The sequence below is a fragment of the Halomonas ventosae genome (genome assembly GCF_004363555.1).
GTDB classification, from domain to species: Bacteria; Pseudomonadota; Gammaproteobacteria; order Pseudomonadales; family Halomonadaceae; genus Halomonas; species Halomonas ventosae.
The window spans coordinates 12,258-34,049 of record NZ_SNZJ01000017.1 but is presented as its reverse complement, the minus strand read 5'-3'; the positions used below and the strand labels follow the sequence as shown (position 1 = coordinate 34,049).

Annotated in this window: 23 protein-coding genes; 6 read left to right on the top strand and 17 right to left on the bottom strand. The window is 70.7% G+C overall.

All coding sequences use genetic code 11. From position 1 onward, the window contains the following. Nucleotides 1-14 precede the first annotated feature (14 nt). The 3 genes from rsmB to def form a co-directional block, all read right to left on the bottom strand. Complete coding sequence (gene rsmB, locus DFP85_RS13980) at nt 15-1,367, bottom strand: 16S rRNA (cytosine(967)-C(5))-methyltransferase RsmB (protein ID WP_133637014.1); 1,353 nt, start codon at nt 1,365-1,367, stop codon at nt 15-17. After that, entirely contained in the window at nt 1,364-2,353 is a 990-nt protein-coding gene (gene fmt / locus DFP85_RS13975; protein ID WP_133637012.1) for a methionyl-tRNA formyltransferase, read from the bottom strand. The genes rsmB and fmt overlap by 4 nt, the downstream gene beginning before the upstream one ends. A gap of 112 nt (nt 2,354-2,465) precedes the next feature. Further along, nucleotides 2,466-2,978 (bottom strand): peptide deformylase, encoded by a 513-nt coding sequence (def, locus tag DFP85_RS13970; RefSeq protein ID WP_133637010.1) that lies wholly within the window; start codon nt 2,976-2,978, stop codon nt 2,466-2,468. Between the two features lie 170 nt (nt 2,979-3,148). Here def and DFP85_RS13965 point away from each other — a divergent pair, with 170 nt between their 5' ends. From DFP85_RS13965 to aroE, 5 genes are read left to right on the top strand one after another with little or no spacing between them, the layout of a single operon-like run. Continuing rightward, entirely contained in the window at nt 3,149-4,258 is a 1,110-nt protein-coding gene (locus tag DFP85_RS13965; RefSeq protein WP_133637008.1) for a LysM peptidoglycan-binding domain-containing protein, read from the top strand. Nucleotides 4,259-4,272: 14 nt separating this feature from the next. Next, on the top strand, nt 4,273-5,370 hold the full coding sequence (gene dprA / locus DFP85_RS13960; protein WP_166644646.1) for a DNA-processing protein DprA: 1,098 nt from the start codon (nt 4,273-4,275) through the stop codon (nt 5,368-5,370). A gap of 57 nt (nt 5,371-5,427) precedes the next feature. Next, on the top strand, nt 5,428-5,985 hold the full coding sequence (tsaC, locus tag DFP85_RS13955) for an L-threonylcarbamoyladenylate synthase type 1 TsaC (protein ID WP_133637006.1): 558 nt from the start codon (nt 5,428-5,430) through the stop codon (nt 5,983-5,985). Between the two features lie 46 nt (nt 5,986-6,031). After that, a complete protein-coding gene (gene hemF / locus DFP85_RS13950; protein WP_133637004.1) occupies nt 6,032-6,964 on the top strand; it encodes an oxygen-dependent coproporphyrinogen oxidase in 933 nt (310 codons plus the stop codon). Next, nucleotides 6,961-7,782, top strand: coding sequence for a shikimate dehydrogenase (gene aroE / locus DFP85_RS13945; protein WP_133637002.1), 822 nt, complete (start codon nt 6,961-6,963; stop codon nt 7,780-7,782). The genes hemF and aroE overlap by 4 nt, the downstream gene beginning before the upstream one ends. 10 nt (nt 7,783-7,792) lie before the next feature. Here aroE and DFP85_RS13940 read toward each other — a convergent pair whose 3' ends face one another. Both DFP85_RS13940 and DFP85_RS13935 read right to left on the bottom strand, forming a co-directional pair. Further along, a complete protein-coding gene (locus DFP85_RS13940; protein ID WP_133637000.1) occupies nt 7,793-8,053 on the bottom strand; it encodes a hypothetical protein in 261 nt (86 codons plus the stop codon). Nucleotides 8,054-8,070: 17 nt separating this feature from the next. Next, nucleotides 8,071-8,874, bottom strand: a complete 804-nt coding sequence (locus DFP85_RS13935; protein WP_133636994.1) for a M48 family metallopeptidase — start codon at nt 8,872-8,874, stop codon at nt 8,071-8,073. Between the two features lie 118 nt (nt 8,875-8,992). On the opposite strand from DFP85_RS13935, the gene DFP85_RS13930 reads away from it, so the two are divergent. Next, nucleotides 8,993-9,859, top strand: coding sequence for an ATP-binding protein (locus DFP85_RS13930; protein ID WP_133636992.1), 867 nt, complete (start codon nt 8,993-8,995; stop codon nt 9,857-9,859). A gap of 102 nt (nt 9,860-9,961) precedes the next feature. On the opposite strand, the gene DFP85_RS13925 is transcribed toward DFP85_RS13930, so the two are convergent. The 12 genes from DFP85_RS13925 to DFP85_RS13870 form a co-directional block, all read right to left on the bottom strand. Continuing rightward, nucleotides 9,962-10,582, bottom strand: coding sequence for a hypothetical protein (locus tag DFP85_RS13925; RefSeq protein WP_133636990.1), 621 nt, complete (start codon nt 10,580-10,582; stop codon nt 9,962-9,964). 200 nt (nt 10,583-10,782) lie between these two features. Beyond that, nucleotides 10,783-12,186, bottom strand: coding sequence for a ribosome biogenesis GTPase Der (der, locus tag DFP85_RS13920; protein WP_133636988.1), 1,404 nt, complete (start codon nt 12,184-12,186; stop codon nt 10,783-10,785). Next, nucleotides 12,183-13,331 carry an outer membrane protein assembly factor BamB gene (gene bamB / locus DFP85_RS13915; RefSeq protein WP_133636986.1) on the bottom strand — a complete coding sequence of 383 codons (1,149 nt, stop codon included), beginning with the start codon at nt 13,329-13,331 and terminating at the stop codon, nt 12,183-12,185. Before bamB ends, der begins: the two co-directional genes overlap by 4 nt. Continuing rightward, nucleotides 13,328-13,984 carry a YfgM family protein gene (locus tag DFP85_RS13910; protein WP_133636984.1) on the bottom strand — a complete coding sequence of 219 codons (657 nt, stop codon included), beginning with the start codon at nt 13,982-13,984 and terminating at the stop codon, nt 13,328-13,330. The genes bamB and DFP85_RS13910 overlap by 4 nt, the downstream gene beginning before the upstream one ends. A gap of 28 nt (nt 13,985-14,012) precedes the next feature. Then, the gene (hisS, locus tag DFP85_RS13905; RefSeq protein ID WP_279512943.1) at nt 14,013-15,341 is read right to left on the bottom strand and encodes a histidine--tRNA ligase; all 1,329 of its coding nucleotides are present in this window, start codon (nt 15,339-15,341) and stop codon (nt 14,013-14,015) included. 39 nt (nt 15,342-15,380) lie between these two features. After that, complete coding sequence (ispG, locus tag DFP85_RS13900) at nt 15,381-16,496, bottom strand: flavodoxin-dependent (E)-4-hydroxy-3-methylbut-2-enyl-diphosphate synthase (protein ID WP_133636982.1); 1,116 nt, start codon at nt 16,494-16,496, stop codon at nt 15,381-15,383. Between the two features lie 10 nt (nt 16,497-16,506). Next, nucleotides 16,507-17,526: a RodZ domain-containing protein gene (locus tag DFP85_RS13895; protein WP_133636980.1), complete on the bottom strand. Its 1,020-nt coding sequence runs from the start codon at nt 17,524-17,526 to the stop codon at nt 16,507-16,509. 48 nt (nt 17,527-17,574) lie between these two features. Further along, a complete protein-coding gene (gene pilW, locus DFP85_RS13890) occupies nt 17,575-18,303 on the bottom strand; it encodes a type IV pilus biogenesis/stability protein PilW (protein WP_133636978.1) in 729 nt (242 codons plus the stop codon). Nucleotides 18,304-18,425: 122 nt separating this feature from the next. Then, complete coding sequence (rlmN, locus tag DFP85_RS13885; protein ID WP_133636976.1) at nt 18,426-19,553, bottom strand: dual-specificity RNA methyltransferase RlmN; 1,128 nt, start codon at nt 19,551-19,553, stop codon at nt 18,426-18,428. Between the two features lie 61 nt (nt 19,554-19,614). Continuing rightward, on the bottom strand, nt 19,615-20,043 hold the full coding sequence (gene ndk / locus DFP85_RS13880) for a nucleoside-diphosphate kinase (protein WP_133636974.1): 429 nt from the start codon (nt 20,041-20,043) through the stop codon (nt 19,615-19,617). Nucleotides 20,044-20,237: 194 nt separating this feature from the next. Then, the gene (locus DFP85_RS13875; protein ID WP_106231851.1) at nt 20,238-20,564 is read right to left on the bottom strand and encodes a HesB/IscA family protein; all 327 of its coding nucleotides are present in this window, start codon (nt 20,562-20,564) and stop codon (nt 20,238-20,240) included. A 25-nt stretch (nt 20,565-20,589) separates the two neighbouring features. After that, nucleotides 20,590-21,747, bottom strand: coding sequence for an IscS subfamily cysteine desulfurase (locus DFP85_RS13870; RefSeq protein ID WP_133636972.1), 1,158 nt, complete (start codon nt 21,745-21,747; stop codon nt 20,590-20,592). Between the last annotated feature and the right edge of the window lie 45 nt (nt 21,748-21,792).

Below are 21,792 nucleotides of genomic sequence, written 5' to 3'. Positions count from 1 at the left end.
CGGACCACCCGCCCTCAGGCGGGGTGCCTCTCCAGTCTGGCATAGAAGAAGCCGTCGTGGCTGTCCGGCTGTGGCAGCAATTGCCGTCCGGCACCCGAGGCGCGGCCCCAGGCCATGTCGGCCGGGGTGGTCGCCACCGCCTCCGGGGTGCGGGCGAGGAAGCGCTCGATCTGCTCGGCGTTCTCCTCGGGCAGCACCGAGCAGGTGGCGTAGAGCAGGGTGCCGCCGGGGCGCAGCAGCGGCCAGAGGTTGTCGAGCAGCCGGCCCTGGAGCTCGGCCAGCCTGGGGATGTCCGAGGGGCGGCGCAGCCGCTTGATGTCGGGGTGGCGGCGGATCACGCCGCTGCCGGAGCAGGGGGCATCGAGCAGGATGGCGTCGAAGGGCGTGCCGTCCCACCAGTCGCGGGTGGTGGCGTCGCCCTCGGCCAGGGTCGCGGAAAGCCCCAGGCGCGCCAGGGTATCCTCGACCCGGGCCAGGCGGCCGGCATCGCTGTCGATGGCCTGCAGGTCGATGTCGAAGAGTTCCAGCAGGTGGGCGGTCTTGCCGCCGGGGGCGCAGCAGGCGTCCAGCACCCGGGCGCCGGGCCGCGGGGCCAGCGACGGGCCGAGCAGCACGGCGGCGAGCTGGGCCGACTCGTCCTGGACGCTGACATGGCCTGCGGTGAAGCCGGGCAGTGTCTCGACGTCGCGGGGCGTCTCGAGGGTCAGGCCGTCCGGGGCATGCGCACAGAGGCGAGCCGGGATGCCCGCCGCGGCGAGGCGGTCCAGGTACATCTCGCGGTCGCCATGGCGGCGGTTGATCCGCAGCGTCATGGGCCCCGGGGTGTTGTTGGCCTCGCAGATGGCGCGCCAGTCATCGGGCCAGGCCTGGCGCAGGGCCTTGAGCCACCAGCGGGGATGCAGCAGTGCCACGGCCGGGTCGCGGTCGACCTCGGCCTGGAGCTCGGCGCTCTCGCGCTGCAGGCGACGCAGGCAGCCGTTGAGGACCCGGGTGGCCCACTCCTTGCCGAGCAGGCGCGCGGCGCCGGCGGTCTCGCCCACGGCGGCGTGGGCCGGAATGCGCAGGTAGAGCAGCTGGTGGATGCCGAGCAGCAGCAGGGCCTGGACGTCGGCGTCGCGGGCCTTGAACGGCTTGGCCAGCAGCTTGCCGGCCAACGCCTCGAGGCGTGGCAGGGTGCGGCAGGTGCCGAAGCAGAGCGCCTTGAACAGGGCGCGGTCGCGGGCCACCACCTGATGGTCATCGAGGCCGGTGAGGGAGCCCTTGCCGGTGATCACCGGAGCCAGGGCGCGGGCGGCGGCGGCCCGCACGGCCAGGCCGTTGTCGCGACTGCCTTCCCGGTCGCGGGGCGCAGGGGTTGCCTGACTCATGGGGTGGCCTCCTCATCGGTGTGTCCCAGCCGGGTACCGGGCGCGAGGCGCTCGGCGCGGGCCTTGAGCAGCTCGCTCACCGCCAGGGGCTTGCCGCCGGGCAGCTGGGCGCGGGTTACCTCGAGCAGCTGGTCGCCGGCCTCGCCGCAGGCGATGCGCAGGGCATCGGGGCCATGGGCGCGCAGGGTGCCGGGTGGCATCGGGGCCTCGCCTGCGTCGGGAGAGGCGGCCTGCGCCATCCGCAGGCGTAGCCGGTCGTCGCCCAGGGCGCACCAGGCCACCGGCCAGGGGTTGAAGGCGCGGACCCGGGCGGCGAGCTCCATGGCCGGGCGGCGGAAGTCGAGCTCCGCCTCGGCCTTGGAGAGCTTGGCGGCATAGGTGACCCCCGCTTCGGGCTGGGGCGTGGCGTCGAGTCCCGGACCGGCCAGCGCATCCAGCGCCTCGACGAGCGCCTGGCCGCCCAGGCTCGCCAGGCGGTCGTGGAGCTCGCCGCCGGTGGTGGTAGCGGCGATCGGGGTGTGCCTGACCAGCAGCATGTCGCCGGTGTCCAGCCCCGCGTCCATCTGCATGATGGTCACCCCGCTCTCCTGGTCGCCGGCCTCGATGGCCCGCTGGATGGGGGCGGCCCCGCGCCAGCGCGGCAGCAGCGAGGCGTGGACGTTGAGACAGCCCAGCGGCGGGATCTCGAGCACGGCACGGGGCAGGATCAGCCCGTAGGCCACCACCACCATGATGTCGGCTTCAAGGCCCGCCAGTTCGGCCTGTACCTCGGGCGCCTTCAGGGACGACGGCTGGAAGACCGGCAGGCCATGCTCCTGCGCCAGGGCCTTCACGGGGCTCGGGGTCAGCCTGCGACCGCGGCCGGCCGGGCGGTCGGGCTGGGTATAGACGGCGACGACGTCGTGGCGGCTCGCCAGCAGCGCCGCCAGGCTCTCGGCGGCGAAGTCGGGGGTGCCGGCGAAGATGACGCGCAGGGGTCGGGACATGTTCAGGGCCTTGCCAGTGGGCGATGCCCGTCATGATAACGGAGCTGGCCGGAAACGACGAAGGCCGACGCAACGGCGTCGGCCTTCTCCGGGAGGTCCGGTTCGGCGGGTGTCAGGCGGGCTGCATCAGCCGGTGGCGCTTCTGCATCTTCTTCATCACCCGGTCACGCTTGAGCGCGGAGAGGTAGTCGACGAACAGCACGCCCTCCAGGTGATCGTACTCGTGCTGGATGCAGTGGGCGAGCAGGCCATCGGCCTCCATCTCGTAGGGCTGGCCGTCACGACCCAGCGCCTTGAGGTGTACCTTCAGGGCACGGGGGACCTCGGCGTAGTACTCCGGGATCGACAGGCAGCCCTCCTGCATCGGCTCGCGTTCGTCGCCGATGGGCGTGAATTCCGGGTTGATCAGCACCAGCGGCTGCGACTGGTCGTCGCTGACGTCCATGACGATGACCCGGCGATGCACGTCCACCTGGGTAGCGGCCAGTCCGATGCCGCGCGCGTCGTACATGGTCTCGAGCATGTCGTCGACCAGCCGACGCACCTCGTCGTCTACCGTCTCGACCGGCGTCGCGATGGTGCGCAGCCGCTCGTCGGGAAATTCGAGGATAGGTAATTTGGCCATGGCGTTGGAATCACCGTTATGCTGTCATTTACAAGATGACACTATTCTAGAAGTACGCGCCCGGGGGCGAAACCGCCGAGCGTGCATCACATCGATAGTATCTGACTATACCACGTCGTCGTCGTTCCATGGCGCCAGGCGTGAGGCCAGCAACGCGGGGGAGAGCAGGGATGAGACAGACAGGATGCGCAGCGGGGTGGCGCCAGCGGCTGAAGGGGAGGGTCGGTACCCTGCTGGTGGGTGGGGCCCTGGGCCTCGCCGCCACGCTGGCCCAGGCTCAGGGACTCTCCTGGGAGGATGGCCTGAGAGGCGATGCACCGGATCGCTATACGGTGGTCAGGGGGGACACCCTGTGGGACATCTCCGGCCGATTCCTGCAGCACCCCTGGCAGTGGCCCGAGGTATGGCAGGTCAATCCGCAGATCGAGAACCCGCACCTGATCTATCCCGGCGATGTCGTCTACCTCTACGACTGCAACGGACGCCCCTGTCTCGGCCTCGAGCGTGGCCAGGGCATGGTCCGGCTGTCGCCCGAGGTCCGCACCACCCCGCACCGCGAGGCCATCGAGCCGATTCCCCTGGATGCCGTGCGCCACTTCCTGCGCGAGCACCGCGTCATCGACGACCCCGAGGCGCTGGACGAGCTGGCCTATGTGGTCGCCGGGGACGATGGCCGCCTGGTCAGCGGTGGCGGCGACCGCCTCTATGCCCGCGGCCGGGTCGAGGGCGGTGGTCGCTTCGGCATCTACCGGGTGGGCGAGCGCTATGTCGACAGCGCCAGCGGCGAACTGCTCGGCCTCGAGCTGGAGAGCGTCGGCCAGGCGCGCCGCCTGCGCCAGGAGGAGGACATCGCGGTACTGGAGGTGACCTCTTCCAGCCAGGAGGTGCGCAACGACGATATCGTGCTGCCGCTGGAGGATCGCCGGCTGGTCACCGAGTTCCTGCCCCGCGCCCCTGACCGGGAGGTCGAGGGGCGCATCCTGGCGGTCCCCGGTGGCGTGCGCTTCATCGGCCGCCTGCAGGTGGTGGCGCTGGACCGCGGCCGCCGCGACGGCCTGGAGGCAGGCCATGTGCTGATGGTCGAGCAGCGCGGCGAGCTGGTCAGTGACCCGCGCACCGGCGAGGCGCTGCGCCTGCCCGGCGAGGATGCCGGCCTGGTGATGGTCTTCCGGCCCTACGAGAAGATGAGCTACGGCCTGGTGATGCAGGCCAGTCGCACCCTCTCCGTGGGCGATCGCATCCACAGCCCGCAGCGGCTGCTGGATACGGCGCTGCGCTAGGGCGAGACACGACGGTGCAGGCGCGGGAATGGCTGGCCCTCGCCCGGCTGCCCGGCATGGGCGCCGCGCGCCTGGCCGAACTGGTGGCGGCGCGGCCCGACTGGCCGGACGGCTGGCTGGCGGTGCTGCCGCGCGAGGCGGCCATGCCCCTGCGGCTGTGGCTCGACCACCCCGCCCGCAGTCCACTCGCCGCCGAGCTCTCCGCCGACGAGGCGTGGCTCGCGGCCGAGCCCGCCCGGCACCTGATCCATCCCGACCATCCGGCCTGGCCGAGGCTGCTCGGGCAGATTGCCGACCCTCCGCCGGTGCTCTGGGCGCTGGGCGACCTCGGGGCCCTCGGCCCGCCGCGGCTGGCCATGGTCGGCTCGCGGCGGCCGACCCGCGAGGGGCTCACCAATGCCGCCGGCTTCGCCCGGGAGCTGGCCGGACGGGGCTGGTGCGTGGTCAGCGGCATGGCACTGGGCATCGATGCCGCCGCCCAGCAGGCGGCACTCGACGCCGGCGGGGCGAGCGTGGCGGTGCTCGGTTGCGGGGTGGATGTGATCTATCCGCCGCGCAACCATCGCCTTCACCGGCGCCTGCAGGAGAGCGGCGGCCTGCTGCTCTCCGAGCATCCGCCGGGCACCACGGCACGGGCCGGCTTCTTCCCGCGACGTAACCGCATCGTCACCGGCCTCTCGCTTGGCGTGCTGGTGGTGGAGGCCGCCGAGCGCAGCGGCTCGCTGGTCAGTGCCCGACTGGCTCTCGAGCAGAATCGCGAGGTCTTCGCCCTGCCCGGCTCGATCCACAACCCCATGGCCCGGGGCTGCCTGCAGCTCATCCGCGATGGCGCCGTGCTGGTCCGCGACCTGGATGACATCCTCGCCGAGCTCAGCCAGTGGGCCGCGGCCACCGCGCCCATATCGACCCCCGGGCCCGAGCCGGCCGAGGCGGGGGAGGATTCGCTGCTGCGCTGGTTGAGCGACACGCCCACGCCGGTGGATGCCCTGGTGGCCCTGACCGGCCGGGGCGTCGCCGACTGCCAGCGCGGCCTGCTCGAACTGGAGCTCGAGGGCGCCGTGACCCAGGCCGCCGGCGGCTGGGTGCGCCTGCCGACTCGGCCGGGGGCGTGATAGGATATGCCCCCTGACGCCGGTCATCCGGCATGTCGAGCTCAGGCGAGGAGACCCATGATCGAGGCCAGAGAACTTGAGCAGGCCGTGGCGGCCCTGCGGGCCGGAGGCGTGATCGCCTACCCCACCGAGGCCGTCTGGGGGCTGGGGTGCGACCCCGATGACGACCAGGCCCTGGCCCGCCTGCTGCGCCTCAAGGCGCGCGACCCGGCCAAGGGCGTGATCCTGGTGGCGGCGAGCATCGACCAGGCCGCCCCCTGGCTCGAGGGCGTGTCAGAGGAGCAGCGGGCGACGCTGGCGTCGAGCTGGCCGGGGCCCGCGACCTGGCTGGTGCCCGACAACGGCCGCGCCCGCCCCCTGGTGCGCGGCAACCATGAGCGGGTGGCGCTGCGGGTCAGTGACCATCCGCTGGTCGTGGCGCTGTGCGAGGCCTTCGGCGGACCGGTGGTCTCGACGTCCGCCAACCGGGCCGGCGAGCCGGCGGCGATGAGTGCCGAGCAGGTCAGGGCCGTCTTCGGCGATGAGCTCGATGCCGTTCTGGACGGCCCGCTGGGCGGCCTCGCGCGCCCCAGCACCATCCGCGACCTGGTCACCGGCCGGGTGCTGCGTTCCTGACGCGCTCCCGGTTCCCGCCCATCCTCTTCCAGCCCAGGAGGCCCCGTTGGCCCACGCCAATCTCGATGACGTCAAGACCTACCTGCTCGACCTCCAGGAGCGCCTCTGTGCGGCCCTGGCCGCCGAGGATGGCGGCCGCTTCCGCGAGGATGCCTGGGACCGGCCCGAGGGTGGCGGCGGCCGCTCACGGGTGATCGAGCACGGCCGGCTCTTCGAGAAGGGCGGCGTGAACTTCTCCCACGTGTTCGGCGAGCGCCTGCCGCCCTCGGCCACCGCGGCACGGCCGGAGCTCGTCGGGCGCAGCTTCCATGCGGTGGGGGTCTCCTGGGTGCTGCACCCGGAGAACCCCCATGTGCCCACCAGCCATGGCAACGTGCGCTTCATCATCGCCGAGAAGGCGGGGGAAGCCCCCGTCTGGTGGTTCGGCGGCGGCTTCGACCTGACCCCCTACTACCCGGTGCATGAGGACGTGGTGCACTGGCACCGGGTGGCGCGCGATGCCTGCGCCCCCTTTGGCGAGGAGGTCTACCCCCGCTACAAGGCCTGGTGCGACGACTACTTCTACCTGAAGCATCGCGACGAGACCCGCGGCGTCGGCGGGCTCTTCTTCGACGACCTCAACGAGGGCGGCTTCGCGCAGTGCTTCGCCTTCCAGCGCGCCGTGGGCGACGCCTTCCTCGATGCCTACCTGCCCATCGTGCGGCGCCGTCGCGACACACACTTCGGCGAGCGGGAGCGCGACTTCCAGCTCTATCGCCGCGGGCGCTACGTGGAGTTCAACCTGGTGTGGGACCGCGGCACCCTGTTCGGGCTGCAGAGCGGCGGGCGCACCGAATCGATCCTGATGTCGCTGCCGCCCCTGGCGCGCTGGGAGTATGACTGGCACCCCGAGCCGGGCAGCCCCGAGGAGGCCCTCTACCGCGACTACCTGCGGCCCCGCGACTGGCTCGGCGAGCCGCACGAGGAGAACGAGGCATGACCGATCGCTATTGCGTCTTCGGCCACCCGGTCGGCCACTCGAAGTCGCCGGCCATCCACGCCGCTTTCGCCGACCAGACCGGTGATGACATCGAGTACGTCGCGATCGAGGCACCGCTGGATGATTTCGCCGGTGCCTGGCGGCGCTTCGTGGCCGAGGGCGGCCGCGGGGCCAACGTCACCGTGCCCTTCAAGGAGGCGGCCTTCCGCCTCTGCGATACCCTCAGCGAACGCGCCCGCCGGTCCGGGGCGGTCAACACCCTGATCCTGGGGGGCAACGGCCTGACATACGGCGATACGACCGACGGGGTCGGCCTGGTGCGCGACCTCGAGCGCCATGGCGTGGCGCTGGCCGGGGCACGGATCCTGGTGCTGGGCGCCGGTGGCGCGGTGCGCGGCGTGCTGGAGCCGCTGCTGGCCGAGGGGCCGGCGAGCCTCTTCGTGGCCAATCGCACGGCGGCGAAGGCCGAGGCCCTGGCCGCCGACTTTCGCGACCTGGGCGAGATCGCCGGTGGCGGCTTCGAGGTGGTGGAAGGGCCCTATGACCTGGTGATCAACGGCACCAGCGCGAGCCTGGCGGGTGACCTGCCGCCGCTGCCCGACGACCTCTTCGCGCCGGGCGCCACCGCCCACGACATGATGTACGGCGCCGAACCCACGGTCTTCCTGCGCTGGGCCGCCGAGTGTGGCGCCCGCACCGTGGATGGCCTGGGCATGCTGGTGGAGCAGGCGGCGGAGTCCTTCTTCCAGTGGCGCGGCAGGCGCCCCGATACCGCCCCGGTGCTGGAGAGCCTAAGGCAGTCGCTCAGCCTCTCTTGACGTGGAGCCTTCAGCGTCTCTTGACGTAGAGCCCGACCATGCACAGCGCCACACCGGCCACCGAGGTCAGCATGCCGCCGTTGACCAGCCAGGGGTGGCGGTCGATCCAGGGCACGAAGGGCTGGGCGGTGTCGCGGCAGACGCCCGACCGGTAGTCCCAGTGTCCCTCCTGGACGAGCAGGCAGTCGCGCACGTCGCCCAGTTCCATGAAGTAGGCGCCCATCAACACCAGGATGGGCGCCACCAGCAGCAGCAATCCGAGCTTCAGCATAGGTGTCGAGTCTTCCGTCAGGGGCGCGGGCAGTTGGGCGTGCGGCCGGCGTTGCGCGCCCGCTCGTAGCGGGCCATGGCCTCGCCCATGGCCGCTTCCAGGCCGCCGATGCGCTGGCCGTGGCTGGGGTGGGTGGACATCCAGGCCGGTGGCCGGGCACCGCCCCCGGCGGCCCCCATGTTGTTCCACAGCGCGATGCTGGCCCGCGGGTCAAAGCCGGCGTCGGCCATCAGGGTCAGGCCCAGGGTGTCGGCCTCGCTCTCGTGGCGCCGCGAGAAGGGCAGCAGGATGCCGTACTGGGCGCCCATGCCCAGCGCCGCCATCATGGTCTCGCCCCCGGCGCCCTGCATGCCGGAGGCGGAGGAGATCACCGAGAGGCCGAGCTGGGTGGCGGTCTGGGTGGAGGCGCGCTCGTTGGCATGGCGGGCCAGCACATGGGCGATCTCGTGGCCGATCACCGCGGCGAGCTGGTCCTGGTTCTGGGCGACCTGGAGCAGGCCGGTGTTGATGCCCACGTAGCCGCCGGGGAGGGCGAAGGCGTTGGCGTCCTCGGACTCGAAGACCTTGACCTGCCAGTTCTGGTTGCGCTCCCGCTCGGGCAGGGCACGAACCACGGCCTCGGTCACGCACTGCACGTAGCGCAGCGGCGCACCGCCGACCGTCGGCAGCTCCTGCTGATACTGGGCGAAGGCCTGGGCCCCCATCTGGTCGAGCTGCTCGTCGGACATCAGGGTCAGTTGCGATCGTCCGGTGGGCGAGGTGGTGCAGGCGGCGAGGCTGACGCTCAGGGCGCCTACGGCAAGCAAACGGGTCCAGCGCATGGAGAGCTCCTGTCGGTTCCAGATCACTGAGACTCTGGACGGGGCGTCGAGGTTCGCCACAAGATACCCCGAACGCCGGTGAGGTCAACCGCGAAACATGCACACCCGGAGGAAGCCCATGGACGCCGAGCTGTCGCGTCGTTTGCTCAAGCTGCTGGATCACGTCGAACACTGGCTGCCGCCAGCCCCGCTGGAGGTGGACTGGGAGCGGGATGTCGCCGCCCTCTGGCAGCGCCATGCCCTGGGGGGCCGGCTGCTGCCGGTGCCGCCCCGCGACGCCCTGGCACTCGACGACCTGCTGGGCATCGAGCGCCAGAAGCTGGCGCTGGTCGACAACACCCGCGCCTTCCTGCAGGGCCATCCTGCCAACCACGCCCTGCTGTGGGGCTCGCGAGGCAGCGGCAAGTCGTCGCTGATCCGTGCCCTGCTCAACAGCCTGTCCGGTGAGGGGCTGCGCCTGGTGCAGGTGGACCGCCATGACCTCTCGGCGCTGCCGATGCTGGTGGAGCAGCTGCGCCACCAGCGCCAGCGCTTCGTCGTCTACTGCGACGACCTCTCCTTCGAGGGGCACGACGATGCCTACAAGGCACTGAAGAGCGTGCTGGACGGGGCCCTGACCGGACCGCCGTCCAACGTGCTGCTCTACGCCACTTCCAACCGCCGCCACCTGCTGCCGGAGTCGATGAGCGACAACGAGGGCTCGCGGCTGGTGGGCGACGAACTCCACCACGGCGATGCCGTGGAGGAGAAGATCTCGCTCTCCGACCGCTTCGGCCTGTGGCTGGGCTTCCACCCCTTCAACCAGGACGTCTACCTGGAGGCGTGCTGTCACTGGGTCACCCAGTTGGGGCACCGCGAGGACTGGAACGCCGAGGCCCGCGCCGAGGCGATCCGCTTCGCCACCCTGCGTGGCGGGCGCAGCGGTCGCGGCGCCTGGCAGTTCGCCACCCAGTGGGTGGGCAGGCGCCGCCTGCACGGGAAGTAGCTGATACGTCAGGTAGAGTCCAGGGAGCGGGGCTGATCCGGCGACAGGCTCTACCACTTCCCTACGACCTGTCCCCGGCGCCCCTCTTGTCCTTTGGCGATCTTACCCCTGCGGAATCAGCGAACCGTCCTCGCCGACGCCCAGGCGGATGGTGGGGGTGAGCAGGCCGGCGGGCAGGGTCATGCCCAGGCCGTGCAGGTCCCCGGGGGTGATCGCCAGTTCGCTGCCGGCGGGCAGCTCGCCCTGGCGGGCCAGCTGGCTGGCCAGCTCCACCATGGGAGCCAGCTGCTCGCGGCCGCCGCCCAGCAGGTCGAAGGCCACCGGCAGGCGCAGCCTGGCATCGTCGCCCGAGGTGAGGGTCACGTCCTGCTCGTAGTCGCCACTGACCGGCTCCACGCCGGGCATGTCCAGGGTCCAGCGGAAGCCTGCCATCTCCACGGGGGGCATCCCGGTGGGCAGGCCGAGCCCCATGGCGAGGGTCGCCTGCAGGGGCAGGCTGCCGGCGCCGAGGCTCGACATCGCCAGGGACATGAGGTCGCTGGTGTCGAGGCGGGCATCCACGGCGTAGGGGCCGATGCGCACCTCCTCGACCCCCAGCGAGGTCACGGCCAGGCGGAAGGCGAAGAGACCGGTCTGGGGAATCGCCAGGCAGCCGCCGAGCAGGGCAGCCAGGCAGAACGGGGCGAGCAGGCGCCAGCGGCGCGTCAGGCGGCGGGAGAGCATGGTGTGGAGACCTCCGGGAGAGCAGCGGTGCTGCATTGCAGCGAAGCGCGTATTTCAGGGCCAGCGGCGCTCCACGTCAAGCCGTCGGGGCCCCTACCGGCCCGCGGCAGAAGCAAGACTGTCGGCGCTCGACGACAGCGCCCGGCGGGTCATGATGACCGGCCGGGCGCGGAGGAGATGAAGGGGAGTGGCCGGGCGGCTCAGCGGCGGCTCCTGCGCGCCTCCTTGGTGCGGCCCAGTTCACGCTTCTTGGCCTTCTCCCGGTCGCTGGCGCCGGCCAGCGAGTCGTAGGGGTTCTCGCCGGACCGGAACTCGAAGCGCATGGGGGTGCCGCGCACCTTGAGCACCTTGCGGAAGGTGTTGGTCAGGTAGCGCTTGTAGGCCTCGGGTAGCGAGCCGGTCTGGTTGCCATGGACGACGATGATCGGCGGGTTGCTGCCGCCCTGGTGGGCCATGCGCAGCTTGATGCGTCGCCCGCGCACCAGCGGCGGCTGGTGGGCCTCCACGGCATCCTGGAGGATGGTGGTCAGGCGATTGGTGGACCAGTGGGCGTTGGCCGAGGCGAAGGCGCGCTCCAGCGACGGGTAGAGGTCCCCCACCCCGGTGCCGTGCAGCGCCGAGATGAAGTGCAGGTCGGCATAGTCGGCGAAGCCCAGGCGACGCTTGATCTCTGCGCGCATCGACTCCTTGGCCTCGTGCTCCAGGCCGTCCCACTTGTTGACCGCCAACACCAGGGCGCGCCCGCTGGTCAGTACGTAGTCCAGCAGATGGAGGTCCTGTTCGACGAGGCCGGTGCGGGCGTCGAGCACCACGATGGCCACGTGACACTCCTTGATCGCCTCCAGGGTCTTGATGATCGAGAACTTCTCGGCCACCTCGCGGACGTTCTTGCGGCGCCTGACCCCGGCAGTGTCGACCAGCACGTAGGGCTTGCCGCGACGCTCGAAGGGGATCTCGATGGCGTCGCGGGTGGTGCCGGCCTCGTCGAAGACCACCACCCGCTCCTCGCCGAGCAGGCGGTTGACCAGGGTCGACTTGCCCACGTTGGGGCGGCCGATCACGCCGATGCGGATGCCCTTGGTGCCGGTGTCCGCGGGGATGCTCTCGTCCCGCGCGGGAAAGGGCTCGAGCACCTCCTCGATCAGGGCGGTGACATTGCGGCCATGGGAGGCGGCAATGGGGTGCGGGTCGCCGAGCCCCAGCTGCCAGAAGTCGGCCATGGCGCTGTGCTCCTCCAGGCCGTCGACCTTGTTGACCACCAGCCAGGTCTTCTTCTGGTTGACCCGCAGGTGGTTGGCGATGGCCTCGTCGGCGACGTTGAGGCCGGCGCGGGCGTCGACCAGGAAGAGCACGATGTCGGCCTCGTCGATGGCCACCAGCGACTGCTCGGCCATGGCCGCATCGATGCCCTCCTCGTCACCGCTGATGCCGCCGGTATCGATCACCGTGTAGGCCTTGTCGCCGAGCATGCCGTTGCCGTACTTGCGGTCGCGGGTCAGCCCCGGGAAGTCTGCCACCAGGGCGTCCCGCGAGCGGGTCAGGCGGTTGAAGAGCGTCGACTTGCCGACATTGGGGCGGCCGACCAGGGCGATCACCGGCGTCATGGGCGAAGCTCCAGGGCTTCCAGGGTGCCGTCGTTGGCCAGCGCGTAGATGCGCCGGCGGTCGGTGAGCGGGCGCACGCCGATCCCCGAGCCGTCGACGCGGGTGCGGCCGACGATCTCGCCCTCGCGGGCATCGATCAGGTGCAGATAGCCCTCGACGTCGCCCACCACCAGGTGGTCGGTGGCATAGGCCGGCGCGGTGAGCGAACGTCCCTCGAGGGCCTCGTTGCGCCAGATCTCGTTGCCGGTGCCGGCGTCCACGGCAATGACGTGGCTGGCCTCGTCGACCACGAACAGGAAGTCGCCCACCAGGATCGGGGTGTGGTAGCTGGAGAGCTCCTGCGACCACTGCACCTCGCCGGAGGGGGCATCGAGGGCGGCCAGGCGGCCGTTGTAGCTGGTCACGAAGAGCCGGCCGTCCTGGGTGAGGACGGGCTGGCCGGCCAGGTCGACCAGCCGGTCGATCTCGCTGCGCCCCTGGGGAATGGCGATGCGGCGCTCCCAGAGCGGCTGGCCGCTGAGGTTGTCCAGCGTCACCAGCCGGCCGTTGGCGAAGCCGGCGAAGGTGACCGGGTCGATCACCGTGGGGGTACCGGTGCCGCGCAGGGTCAGCGAGGGGCGCGGGCCGCTGTAGACCCAGCGTTCGTCGCCGCTCTGACGGTCCAGGGCGGTGACGCGGCCATCGACGGCCTGCACCACCAGCAGCTGCTGGTTGGCCTGGGGCGCGGCCAGCACCTCGCTGGTGACCCGCGCACGCCACTGGATCTCGCCGTCGGCCTGGTCCAGGGAGAGCACCTCGCCGTTGCGGGTGGCCAGGAAGAGGCTGCCGGCCACGGCGGTCAGGCCGCTGGAGACCGGCGTATCGAGCTCCACCTCCCAGCGGGTCTCGCCGCTGTCGGCGTCGAGCGCCTCCACCAGGCCACGGCCATCGGCGGCGAACAGGGTGTCACCGTCCTGGGTTGGCGCCACCGGGTAGCCGGCGTCGCCCAGCCCGTCGCCAACGCGCTCGCGCCACAGGGTCTCCAGCTCGGTGGTGGCCTCCAGGGAGGTGAGTTCCCGCGGGGCATACTCGGGCTCGGCCTTGCCGGCACAGCCGGCCAGCAGGGCCAGGGCGGCGGTGGCGGCAATCAGCAGGGTCGGTCTCATAGAGTGGCCTCCTCGGCGCCGAGGTCGTCCAGCTTGAGCTGGACGCCGTACAGCGGCTGGTCACGTTGCTCGGCGAGGGTCAGGGCCTCGCGCCAGGCCTCACGGGCCCGGTCGGCGCGCCCCAGGGCATGCTGGGCATCGCCGCGCACCTCGGCGCGCTGGGCCGCCAGGGCCTCGGGCACGCCCTCCAGGGTGGTCAGGGCTGTCTCGGCACTGCCCTCGGCGAGCTGCAGGCGGGCCAGGCGCAGGCGCGCCAGGCCCTCGAGGTAGTCGCGTTCGCTGTTCTCGATCACCGCCGCGAGGGCGGTCCGGGCACGCTCCCGGTCACCCGCATCGACGGCCAGGCGGGCGTCGAGCAGCCGTGCCAGGTCGGCATAGAGGGTCTTGCCGTGCTCGTCGGTGATCTCGCCGACCAGCTCGTCGGCCCGCTGTCGGGCATCATCGTCCAGGTCGTCCCGGCCGGTGAGGTCGAGCAGCTGCTGGTAGCGCATGGAGGCGGCCTCGGCCTTGCCCGCCTGGTAGTCCTGCCAGGCGTTCCAGCCGAACACGCCGGCCGCGGCAATGACCACGCCGGCGATCAGTGAGGTACCGTTCTCCTTCCACCAGCGCTTGATGGCCTCAAGCTGTTCTTCCTCGGTTCTCAGCTCCGCCACGGGCGGTCTCCTCTGATGCAGGTGGCCGTCAGGCGAAGGATTCGCCTTCCAGCAGGGTTGTCAGGGTCTCGGCGAGCCCGGCCTGGGGGAGGCGCTGCTGCTCGCGCTCCTCGCGCAGGAACTTCAGGGTCACGCTGCCCTCTGCCAGCTCGTCCTCGCCGAGCAGCAGGGCCAGGCGGGCGCCGCTGCGGTCGGCCTTCTTGATGCGGCTCTTGAAGCTGCCGCCGCCGCAGTGCAGCTGCAGGCGCAGCTCGGGCAGCGCCTCGCGCAGGCGCTCGCCGAGCAGCAGGGCGGCGGACGTGGCCGCCTCGCCCATGGGCAGCAGGTAGACGTCCAGCTCGTCGCGAGCGGTGTCGGGCAGCAGTTCCAGGGTGTCGAGCAGCAGTACCAGCCGCTCGAGGCCCATGGCGAAGCCCACCGCCGGGGTCGGCTTGCCGCCGAGCTGCTCCACCAGGCCGTCATAGCGGCCGCCGGCGCACACCGTGCCCTGGCTGCCCAGCGCCGTGGTGGTCCACTCGAAGACGGTGCGGCCGTAGTAGTCCAGGCCGCGTACCAGCCGCGGGTTGATCACGTAGTCGATGCCGGCAGAGTCGAGCAGCGCGCAGAGCTGCTCGAAGTGCGCGCGGGAGGCGTCGTCCAGGTGGTCCATCAGCCGCGGCGCACCATCGAGCATCTCGGCCATGTCGGGGTTCTTGGAGTCGAGGATGCGCATCGGGTTGCTGGTCAGGCGCCGGCGGGAGTCCTCGTCGAGCAGGGCGTGGTGCTGCTCGAAGTAGGCCACCAGGGTGTCGCGGTAGGCGGCACGCGCCTCGGAGGAGCCCAGGGAGTTGAGCTCCAGGGTGACGTGCTCGTGGAGCCCCAGGGCCTTCCACAGGCGGGCCGAGAGCAGGATCGTCTCGGCATCGATGTCCGGCCCCTCGAGGCCGAAGGCCTCCACGCCCACCTGGTGGAACTGGCGGTAGCGTCCCTTCTGGGGACGCTCGTGGCGGAACATGGGGCCCTGGTACCAGAGGCGCTGGGTCTGGTTGTGCAGCAGGCCGTGCTCCATGGCGGCGCGCACGCAGCTCGCCGTGCCCTCGGGGCGCAGGGTCAGGCTGTCGCCGTTGCGGTCGTCGAAGGTGTACATCTCCTTCTCGACGATGTCGGTGACCTCGCCGATGGAGCGCTTGAAGAGCGCCGTCTGCTCGACGATGGGCGTGCGGATCTCGGCGTAACCATAGCGGCGCATCAGCGCCTGGACCTGGCCCTCGACGTACTGCCAGAGCGCCGACTGGTCCGGCAGCAGGTCGTTCATGCCGCGGATGGCCTGGATCTTCTTCTTGCCTGGTTCTTTCTGACTGTCTTGGGACTTGCTCAATGCTTGCTCCTTGTCTGCTCGCCGGAGGCCACCCGAGGGTCAGGCGTCCCGGGCGATGACATCCTGTTCGGCCTGCTGCTTCTCGCGCACCTTGTCGCGAATCAGCCGCTCCAGGTCGTCGACCAGGTGGTCGTTGCGCAGCTTGCTCGCCGGCTTGCCGTCGATGTAGACGAGGTTGGCGGGGCTGCCGCCGGTGAGGCCGATATCGCTCTCCTTCGCCTCGCCGGGGCCGTTGACCACGCAGCCGATCACCGAGACGTCAAGCGGCGTCATGACGTCCTCCAGGCGCTCCTCGAGGGCGTTCATGGTGCCGATGACGTCGAAGTTCTGGCGCGAGCAGCTCGGGCAGGCGATGAAGTTGATGCCCTTGCTGCGCAGGCGCAGGCTCTTGAGCATGTCGTAGCCGACCTTGATCTCCTCGACCGGGTCGGCGGCCAGCGACACGCGGATGGTGTCGCCGATGCCGTCCATCAGCAGCATGCCCAGCCCGATGGAGGACTTGACGGTCCCCGAGCGCAGCCCGCCGGCCTCGGTGATGCCGAGGTGCAGCGGCTGCTCGATACGCGTGGCCAGGTCGCGGTAGGCGGCCACCGCCATGAAGACGTCGGAGGCCTTGACGCTGACCTTGAAGTCGGGAAAGTCGAGGCGATCCAGGTGGTCGATATGGCGCATCGCCGACTCGACCAGGGCCGCGGGGGTGGGCTCGCCGTACTTCTTCTGCAGGTCCTTCTCCAGCGAGCCGGCGTTGACGCCGATGCGGATCGGGATGCCGTTGTCGCGGGCGGCCGAGACCACGGCGCGCACGCGCTCTTCCCTGCCGATGTTGCCGGGGTTGATGCGCAGGCAGTCGACGCCGAGCTCGGCGACGCGCAGGGCGATCTTGTAGTCGAAGTGGATATCGGCGACCAGCGGGACCTCGACCTCGCGCTTGATGCGGCCGAAGGCCTCCGCGGCGTCCATGTCGGGGACCGAGACGCGCACGATGTCGGCGCCGGCGGCCTCGAGCTGGCGGATCTGCGCCACGGTGGCGGCCACGTCCAGGGTGTCGGTGTTGGTCATGCTCTGGACGGAGATGGGGGCATCGCCCCCGACCGGCACCTTGCCGACATGGATCTGGCGCGACTTGCGACGAACGATGGGGGATTGTGCGTGCATGGTGACGGAATCATTCTCCCAGGGTGAAGCGGGCGACGTTGTTGGCGCCGGCGCGGGCCGCGAGGTCCACGGGCTCGCCTTGCCAGACCAGCTCGACGCCGGTGGCGTTGCCCACGGTCAGGCGGAACGGTGGTTCGCCTTCGACGCGTGCCGTGGTGCCGGGTTCCTGGAGGCCAACGAAGACGCGCTCGTTGCTGGCGTCGAAGATCTCGGTCCAGGACTGCTCGTTGAAGGTCAGCTCCAGCACCCGCCTGTCGGCGGCCGGCGCCTCGGCGGGGCTCCCGGTCTCGGGGGCCGCCTCGGCGGTGGTGTCTGGCTCGGCCTCCGTGACCGCCTCGTCATCGCTGGCGGCGGTGTCGTCGGCAGCGCTCTCGTCCTCGGTCGGTGACGGCACTTCGGCGGCCTCGTCGGCGGCCGGCGCCGGTGTTTCGGCATCGTCCGGCGCGTCCACGGCGGGGGCGTCCTCGACCAGGCCGAGGTCGCTCTCCTCCTCGGGCAGTGGCGGCAGGGAGGCATCGCCGCTGGTATCGTCCTCGGTGATGGTGGTGCTGCCATCCAGGCTATCCACCGACACCGGCCCGCTGTCGCCGGGGGCGGGTGGCTGGCTGCCGCCGCGGCTCTGCCACCACATCAGCGTCAGGCCGATCAGGCCGGCGACCACCAGCACGGTGACCAGGCGGAACAGCCAGGCGCCGAGCTTCGAAGGCGGCCGGGTGACCTGCACCGGGGTGATGCGGTGCTCGGTCTCCTGGCTGCCAAAGCGTGCCTTGTAGGCCTCCAGGACGGGGCGGTCGTCGATGCCGAGCAGGTGGGCATAGCTGCGCAGGTAGCCGCGGCGATAGGCGGCCACCGGCACCTCCTCGTAGCTGTCGCCCTCCAGCCCCTGGATCACCGCCGGGCGCAGGTTCAGGGCGGCGGCGACCTCCTCGCGGTCGAGGCCCTGGGCCTCGCGCTCGCGACGCAGCATCTCGCCCGGGGAGGCCTGGCGTGGCGCGGTCTCGGCGGCATCATCGGTGTGAATGTCGCTCATGGCTGAGCATCCTTCGTCAGAAAACGGTGGTCAGGGCCCGGCACGGGATCACTCCAGCTGGTCGGCATAGAAGCTGGCGGTGGCCGGGTCGCCGCGATCCCGGGCGATGTCGCGGGCCAGGCGCAGGGCCTCGGCCCGCGGGCCGGCCAGGCGCATGTAGGTCTCGAGCTGCTGCTCGGCGCGCTCGAGGTTGCCCTGGGCGTACTCGAGCTCGGCCGTCAGCAGGTAGCTGCGCGGGCGGCGCGGCGCGATGGCCTGGGCGCGGGCCAGGCTCTCGCGGGCGGCCGCGACGTCGCCCATCTCGAGCCGGCACTGCCCGAGGTTGGCGAACAGCTGCGCCCGGTTGTCGTACTGGGTATCGCGGGAGGCCTGCTCGAGCTGCTCGCAGGCCTCATCGAGGCGGCCACGATCATACAGGAATGCGGCGTAGTTGTTGCGTGCCCGGGTTAACGAGGGGGCGGCCTCGAGGGCGCGCCGGAAGGTCTCGTCGGCGAGCCCGGCCTCGCCCTGGCGCTGGTGGACCATGGCCATGGCCTGCAGGGCCTCGGCATCCCGGGGATCGATCTGCAGGGCGCGGTCCAGGGCATTCATGGCGCGGGGGAGGTTGTCGCGCTCGAGGTAGGCGACGCCCAGTCGGGTATAGGCATCGGAGGCCTCGTTGTCGTTGCCCCCGGGCAGGTTGGTCTGGGTGGCGCAACCGGCCAGCCACAGCGAGCCCAGCAGCATGGTGGCGGCGGGTATCTGCCTCAGGCCGATCATGCGCGGGCGACGGGTCATGGCATCCTCTCCAGGTGGGCACGGAACCGGTGACCGCGGGTGGCTGGCGATACGCGGCCGAGGGTGAAAAAAGGCCCGTCCATCAAAGCGCCGAGCCCTGTTGAAGTCAAGGTGACCCCCGCTCAGTCGGCGTCGATCTGGATGGACTGGATATAGCGCGCGTGGCGCTTGGTGCGATCCTTTACCCTGCCCACCAGCTGGCCGCAGGCGGCATCGATGTCGTCGCCGCGGGTGGTGCGGATCGGCGCCGTGTAGCCCAGCTCATAGAGCCACTGCTGGAAGCGCACCACCTGGTTGCGCGACGGCTTCTCGTAGCCCGAGTGCGGGAAGGGGTTGAACGGGATCAGGTTGATCTTGCACGGCAGCTCCTCGAGCAGGGCGGCGAGCTGCTCGGCGTGTTCCTGCTGGTCGTTGACGTCCTTGATCACCGTGTACTCGATGGTCACCATCCGCGTGTCGTGGCACTTGGCCAGGTAGCGGTGGCAGGCGTCGAGCAGGCTGCGGATGTTGTACTTGCGGTTCAGCGGTACCAGCTCGTTGCGCAGCTCGTCGTTGGCGGCATGCAGCGAGATGGCCAGGCTCACGTCGAGCTCGTCGCCGAGCCTGTCGAGCATCGGCACCACCCCGGAGGTGGAGAGCGTGACGCGGCGCTTGGAGAGGCCGTAGCCGTCGTCGTCGAGCATCAGCTTCATCGCCGGGACGACGTTGTCATAGTTCAGCAGCGGCTCGCCCATGCCCATCATCACCACGTTGGTGACGGGGCGATGGGCGGTGTCGCGGCGTGGCCCCACGGAGCGCTGGGCCACCCACACCTGGCCGATGATCTCGGCGGCGGTGAGGTTGCGCTGGAAGCCCTGCTTGCCGGTGGAGCAGAAGCTGCAGTCCAGCGAGCAGCCGACCTGGGAGGAGACGCACAGGGTGCGCCGCTTGCCGTTGTCGGCGGGGATCAGCACCGTCTCCACGTAGCTGCCGTCCTCCACCTCGAGCACCCACTTGCGGGTGCCGTCGCTGGAGGTGCCCTCGTAGACCACGCCCGGGCCGCGGATCTCGGCGACCTCGGCCAGGCGCGAGCGCAGCGCCTTGGAGAGGTTGGTCATGGCGGCGAAGTCATCGCAGCCCTCGATGTGGATCCACTTCATCACCTGGGCGGCACGGAACTTCTTCTCGCCGATGGAGAGGAAGAAGGCTTCCATCTCCTCGCGGGTCATGCCGAGCAGGTTGGTGAGACGGGGAGCAGTGGTGGCAGTCATGGCGGTCAGCGAGTCGTTGGGGCAGGGCGGGGGTGGGAACACCCCCGCGGGAGAGGCGTGATCAGCCGCGCGGGCAGATCTCGTCGGCCTCGAAGAAGTAGGCAATCTCGCGCTCGGCGGACTCGGGGGAGTCGGAGCCATGCACGGCGTTGGCGTCGATGGTCTCGGCGAAGTCGGCACGGATGGTGCCCGGCGCCGCTTCCTTGGGGTTGGTGGCACCCATCAGGTCACGGTTCTTGGCGATGGCGTCCTCGCCCTCGAGCACCTGCACGATCACCGGCCCGGAGGTCATGAAGCCGACCAGATCCTTGAAGAAGGGGCGCTCCTTGTGCTCGGCATAGAAGCCACCGGCCTTCTCCTCGGAGAGCTGGAGCATCTTGGCGGCCACGATCTTCAGGCCTCCCTTCTCGAAGCGGCTCTCGATCTCGCCGATCACGTTCTTGGCGACGGCATCGGGCTTGATGATGGACAGGGTGCGCTGGTTGGCCATGGGGGCATGTCTCCGGTTGGTTGGACAATGAAGTGCGATGGATGAAGCTTTGATGGATAGCGCCGCGCCGCCCCTGGCTCCCCGGGGGAGAGGGCGGCGCGGCGAATCGGATCATGGGCCGGCGGGCGGCGGTTCGGCAGCGTGCGCCGACTGGGCGGGGAGTATAACGCTCCCGGACGGCGTTGAACAATCGTTCAGACGCTGAAGCTCTCGCCGCAGCCGCACTGGTCCTTGACGTTGGGGTTGTTGAAGCGGAAGAAGCGGTTGAGCCCCTCCGAGACGTAGTCGACCTCGCTGCCATCGAGCATCTCGAGGGCCTCGGGGGCGACGAAGACCGTCACGCCGTGCTCCTCGAAGGTCACGTCGTCGTTGGCCGCCTCGTCGGCGAAGTCGAGCACGTAGCTGTAGCCGGAGCAGCCGCTGGGCTTGACCGAGACCCGCAGGCCAAGGCCGTGGCCCCGCTCATCGAGCACCCGGTGGATCTGCTCGGCGGCGGCAGTGGTGATCGAAAGGTGCGCCATGGTCTCTCTCCTGAACGTGGTAGGGTCAGACCGCCCGGCGACGCAGCCCGTCAAGGGCGTGTCGCAGGGCATCCAGTGTGCGATCGATATCGGCCTCGGTGGTGAAGCGGCCGAAGCTGAAGCGCAGCGAGGCAAGCGCCAGGGGGCGCGGCAGGCCGATACCCTTCAGTACATAGGAGGGCTCGACGCTCGCCGAGTTGCAGGCCGAGCCGGTGGAGAGCGCGATGTCGCGCAGCGCCATCAGCAGCGACTCGCCCTCGACCCCCGCGAAGGCCAGGTTGAGGATGTTGGGGACCGCCACCTCGACCGCGGTGTTGCGGTGGATGCCCTCGAGATCGCCGAGGCCCTCGAGCAGGCGGTCGCGCAGCGCGGTGATGCGGGCCTGGTCGGCCTCGCCCTCGGCGGCGGCGATGGCGAAGGCCTCGCCCATGCCGGCGATCTGGTGGGTGGCGAGGGTGCCCGAACGCATGCCGCGCTCGTGGCCGCCGCCGTGGATCAGCGCCTCCAGCCGGAGGTCGGGGCTGCGCCGCACGTAGAGGGCGCCGATACCCTTGGGGCCGTAGGCCTTGTGCCCCGAGAGCGACATCAGGTCGATGCCGAGCCTGCCGACGTCCAGCGGGAGCCGGCCCACCGCCTGGGCGGCATCCACGTGGAAGGTGGCCCCGGAGGCATGGGCCACCTCGGCCAGTGCCGCCAGGTCGTGGATCACGCCCAGCTCGTTGTTCACGGCCATCAGCGAGACCAGCACGGTGTCGTCGCGTATCGCCTCGCGCAGCTGCGCCGGGCTGATCCGCCCGTCACGGTCCGGCGTCAGCCAGGTCACCTCGAAGCCCTCGGCCTCCAGCGCCTTGGCGGTGTCGACCACCGCCTTGTGCTCGATGATGGAGGTCACCAGGTGGCGGCCACGGGCCCGGTTGGCGCGCATGAAGCCGATCAGCGCCAGGTTGTCGGCCTCGGTGGCGCCGCTGGTCCAGACGATCTCGCGGGGGTCGGCCGCGATCAGGTCGGCGACCTGGCGGCGGGCGCTCTCCACGGCCTGCTCCGCCTGCCAGCCGAGCATGTGGCTGCGCGAGGCGGGGTTGGCGAAGATGCCGTCGAGGGTCAGGTAGTGGCTCATGACCTCCGCAACCCGCGGGTCGACCGGGGTGGTGGCGGCATAATCGAGGTAGACGGGTGCGCTCATGGGCTCGCTGTTCTGGTTGTCGAATCGGGACTGTGGGGTCGGGGC

Excerpts from the sequence above, each read along its gene's own strand:
- ispG (WP_133636982.1), bottom strand. The coding sequence starts at position 16,496 with ATGCACGCACAATCCCCCATCGTTCGTCGCAAGTCGCGCCAGATCCAT.
- fmt (WP_133637012.1), bottom strand. The coding sequence starts at position 2,353 with ATGTCCCGACCCCTGCGCGTCATCTTCGCCGGCACCCCCGACTTCGCC.
- DFP85_RS13935 (WP_133636994.1), bottom strand. The coding sequence starts at position 8,874 with ATGCGCTGGACCCGTTTGCTTGCCGTAGGCGCCCTGAGCGTCAGCCTC.
- tsaC (WP_133637006.1), top strand. The coding sequence starts at position 5,428 with ATGATCGAGGCCAGAGAACTTGAGCAGGCCGTGGCGGCCCTGCGGGCC.
- DFP85_RS13925 (WP_133636990.1), bottom strand. The coding sequence starts at position 10,582 with ATGCTCTCCCGCCGCCTGACGCGCCGCTGGCGCCTGCTCGCCCCGTTC.
- DFP85_RS13965 (WP_133637008.1), top strand. The coding sequence starts at position 3,149 with ATGAGACAGACAGGATGCGCAGCGGGGTGGCGCCAGCGGCTGAAGGGG.
- aroE (WP_133637002.1), top strand. The coding sequence starts at position 6,961 with ATGACCGATCGCTATTGCGTCTTCGGCCACCCGGTCGGCCACTCGAAG.
- DFP85_RS13930 (WP_133636992.1), top strand. The coding sequence starts at position 8,993 with ATGGACGCCGAGCTGTCGCGTCGTTTGCTCAAGCTGCTGGATCACGTC.
- def (WP_133637010.1), bottom strand. The coding sequence starts at position 2,978 with ATGGCCAAATTACCTATCCTCGAATTTCCCGACGAGCGGCTGCGCACC.
- DFP85_RS13870 (WP_133636972.1), bottom strand. The coding sequence starts at position 21,747 with ATGAGCGCACCCGTCTACCTCGATTATGCCGCCACCACCCCGGTCGAC.
- ndk (WP_133636974.1), bottom strand. The coding sequence starts at position 20,043 with ATGGCCAACCAGCGCACCCTGTCCATCATCAAGCCCGATGCCGTCGCC.
- DFP85_RS13875 (WP_106231851.1), bottom strand. The coding sequence starts at position 20,564 with ATGGCGCACCTTTCGATCACCACTGCCGCCGCCGAGCAGATCCACCGG.
- bamB (WP_133636986.1), bottom strand. The coding sequence starts at position 13,331 with ATGAGACCGACCCTGCTGATTGCCGCCACCGCCGCCCTGGCCCTGCTG.
- DFP85_RS13940 (WP_133637000.1), bottom strand. The coding sequence starts at position 8,053 with ATGCTGAAGCTCGGATTGCTGCTGCTGGTGGCGCCCATCCTGGTGTTG.
- pilW (WP_133636978.1), bottom strand. The coding sequence starts at position 18,303 with ATGACCCGTCGCCCGCGCATGATCGGCCTGAGGCAGATACCCGCCGCC.
- rsmB (WP_133637014.1), bottom strand. The coding sequence starts at position 1,367 with ATGAGTCAGGCAACCCCTGCGCCCCGCGACCGGGAAGGCAGTCGCGAC.
- DFP85_RS13895 (WP_133636980.1), bottom strand. The coding sequence starts at position 17,526 with ATGAGCGACATTCACACCGATGATGCCGCCGAGACCGCGCCACGCCAG.
- der (WP_133636988.1), bottom strand. The coding sequence starts at position 12,186 with ATGACGCCGGTGATCGCCCTGGTCGGCCGCCCCAATGTCGGCAAGTCG.
- rlmN (WP_133636976.1), bottom strand. The coding sequence starts at position 19,553 with ATGACTGCCACCACTGCTCCCCGTCTCACCAACCTGCTCGGCATGACC.